The sequence below is a fragment of the Mesorhizobium sp. M2A.F.Ca.ET.042.01.1.1 genome (assembly GCF_003997405.1).
Taxonomy (GTDB): Bacteria; Pseudomonadota; Alphaproteobacteria; order Rhizobiales; family Rhizobiaceae; genus Mesorhizobium.
Genome location: NZ_RZRX01000464.1, coordinates 1 through 2,491 on the forward strand (window position 1 = coordinate 1; position 2,491 = coordinate 2,491).

A 2,491-nucleotide genomic window follows, 5' to 3' on the forward strand; every position below is an offset into this window, starting at 1 on the left:
GGCCGCGGATGACGCCGAATACGTCATCCTCGAAAGCGCCATGGGCCTGTTCGACGGCATTCCCGCGCAGCAGGGGCGCTCGGGCTCGGCCGCCGATCTCGCCCGGCTCTACGGCCTGCCCGTCCTTCTGGTGCTCGACGTCTCCGGACAGTCGACCACGGCGGCCGCCGTCGCCAAGGGTTTTGCCACTTACGATCCGGACGTGCGCATGGCCGGCGTCGTGCTCAACCGGCTCGGCAGCGAACGCCACCGGCGGCTGTCGGGCGACGCCATCGAGGCGATCGGCCTGCCCGTGGTCGGCGCCATCCTGCGCGATCCGACGCTCAACCTGCCGGAGCGGCATCTGGGCCTCGTCCAGGCCGGCGAATACGAGAACCTGATGGCGCATCTCGACCGGCTGGCCGACATGGTCGAAAAGTCGCTCGACATCGACGCCATCCTGGCGCTCGCGAAACCGCTCGAACCAGCGGCCGGCGACTTCGGTAACGCGCTCCAACCGCCGGGGCAGCGCATCGCGCTAGCCGAGGATGCCGCCTTCACCTTCCTCTATCCGCATGTCGCCACGCATTGGCGCAAGACCGGCGCCGAGATCGTGCCTTTCTCGCCGCTTGCCGACGAAGCGCCTTCGCCGGACTGCGATGTCTGCTGGCTGCCAGGCGGCTATCCCGAGCTGCATGCCGGCAAGCTCGCGGCCGCGACGAACTTTCAGGCGGGAATGGCGCGCTTTGCCGCTGCGAAGCCGGTCCACGGCGAGTGCGGCGGCTTCATGGTGCTGGGCGAAGGGCTGGAAGACGCGGACGGCGAGAACCACAGGATGCTCGGCCTGCTTGGCCATTCGACCAGCTTCGCCAGGCGCAAGATGAATCTCGGCTACCGCGAGGCGCGGCTGCGCGCCGCCTGCCCGTTGGGGCCGGAAGGCACGCTGATCCGCGGCCACGAATTCCACTATGCCCAGATGACGGCCACCGGCAATGACGAGCCCTTGGCCGACCTTGCCGATGGCCAGGGCAACCCGCTAGGCGCTTCCGGCTACCGGCGCGGCCATGTCAGCGGCACCTTTTTCCATGCCATTGCGAGGAGCGCATGAGCGGCCCTTCGGCGCCCCGGCAAGTGCTTGACGATATCGGCCTCAGCCTCGTCTTCTTCACCAGGCTGAGATTGCCGTCGAGCGATTTCGGCGGCCGCAGCCTTGCCGACGCGATCTGGGCGGCGCCCTTCGCCGGCCTCGCGGTGGCGATCATCGGCGCGCTTGTCTACGCCATCGCCTACAGCTTGGGTCTTGCCACCGGCCCTGCTGCGGCGCTCACACTCGCCGCGACCATGCTCGTTACCGGCTGCCTGCATGAGGACGGGCTTTCCGACATCGCAGACGGCTTTGGGGGCGGCCGGACACGCGACAGGAAACTGGAGATCATGCGCGACAGCCGCATCGGCGCCTATGGCGCCGCCGCGCTTGGGCTGTCGCTGCTGATCCGCTGGAGCGCGCTCTCCGAACTCGCCGGTCCCGGCCATATCTTCCTGGCGCTGCTCGCCGCGCACGTCGCTTCGCGCGGGCTTTTCGGTGCCTTCATGCATCTTCTGCCGCTGGCCCGCAGCGACGGCCTGTCGGCGAATGCGGGCTCGGTCGCAAGCCAAACCGCCGCCATCGGCGCTACGCTCGGCGCCGTGGCGCTGCTGGCGCTCGGCCTCGGCGGCGCCATCGCCGCGCTGATCCTGCTCGGCTTGGTCTTCGCGGGCTTCCGCGCGCTTTGCCTCGCCCAGATCGGCGGCCAGACCGGCGACACGATCGGCGCGCTGCAGCAGCTCGGCGAGATCGCCGTACTTCTCGTCGCTTCTGTTTGCCTTTCCTGATTCTCTTTCGGAGACCTTGCCCCCATGTCCCCTCAGTCAACGTCCTTCAAATCGCTCGAAGACCTTCGCGCCGCCTGCCTCGATCTTCCGGCTGGCAGCGACATCGCCGCCGGAGCCGTCGCCCGCCGCCAGGATACGCTGACCAAGCCGCCGGGCAGCCTTGGCAGGCTGGAAACGATCGCCGCGTGGCTCGGCCGCTGGCAAGGCCGCGACATGCCCAAGCTCGATCATGTGAAGGTCTTCGTCTTTGCCGGCAATCACGGCGTCACCGCGCAGGGCGTCTCGGCCTATCCGTCGGAAGTGACGGTACAGATGGTGGCGAATTTCGCCGGCGGTGGTGCGGCCATCAACCAGCTGGCCCGCATCGCCGGCGCCAAGCTGGACGTCATCCCGCTCGATCTCGACCATCCGACCGGCGATTTCACGATAGTTCCCGCGATGGACGAGCAGGCCTTCCTCGCCGCCGTCTCCGCCGGCTACGACGCAGTAACCAGCGACCTGGACCTCGTCTGCTTCGGCGAGATGGGCATTGGCAACACCACCCCGGCGGCCGCGATCTCGACCGCCCTTTTCGGCGGCAGCGTGGAGAAATGGACCGGGCGCGGCACCGGCGTCGACGATGCCGGCATGAAGCGCAAAG

3 protein-coding genes are annotated in these 2,491 nt (G+C 68.4%); all 3 read left to right on the forward strand.

What is annotated here, in order from left to right:
- A partial coding sequence (locus EOA23_RS33710; protein ID WP_127307232.1) for a cobyrinate a,c-diamide synthase occupies positions 1-1,087 on the forward strand: 1,087 nt, incomplete at its 5' end.
- Positions 1,084-1,851: an adenosylcobinamide-GDP ribazoletransferase gene (locus EOA23_RS33715; RefSeq protein ID WP_127307233.1), complete on the forward strand. Its 768-nt coding sequence runs from the start codon at positions 1,084-1,086 to the stop codon at positions 1,849-1,851. The genes EOA23_RS33710 and EOA23_RS33715, both read left to right, overlap by 4 nt.
- Before the next feature lie 24 nt (positions 1,852-1,875).
- The coding region (locus tag EOA23_RS33720) for a nicotinate-nucleotide--dimethylbenzimidazole phosphoribosyltransferase (protein WP_189341814.1) at positions 1,876-2,491 on the forward strand (616 nt) is incomplete at its 3' end.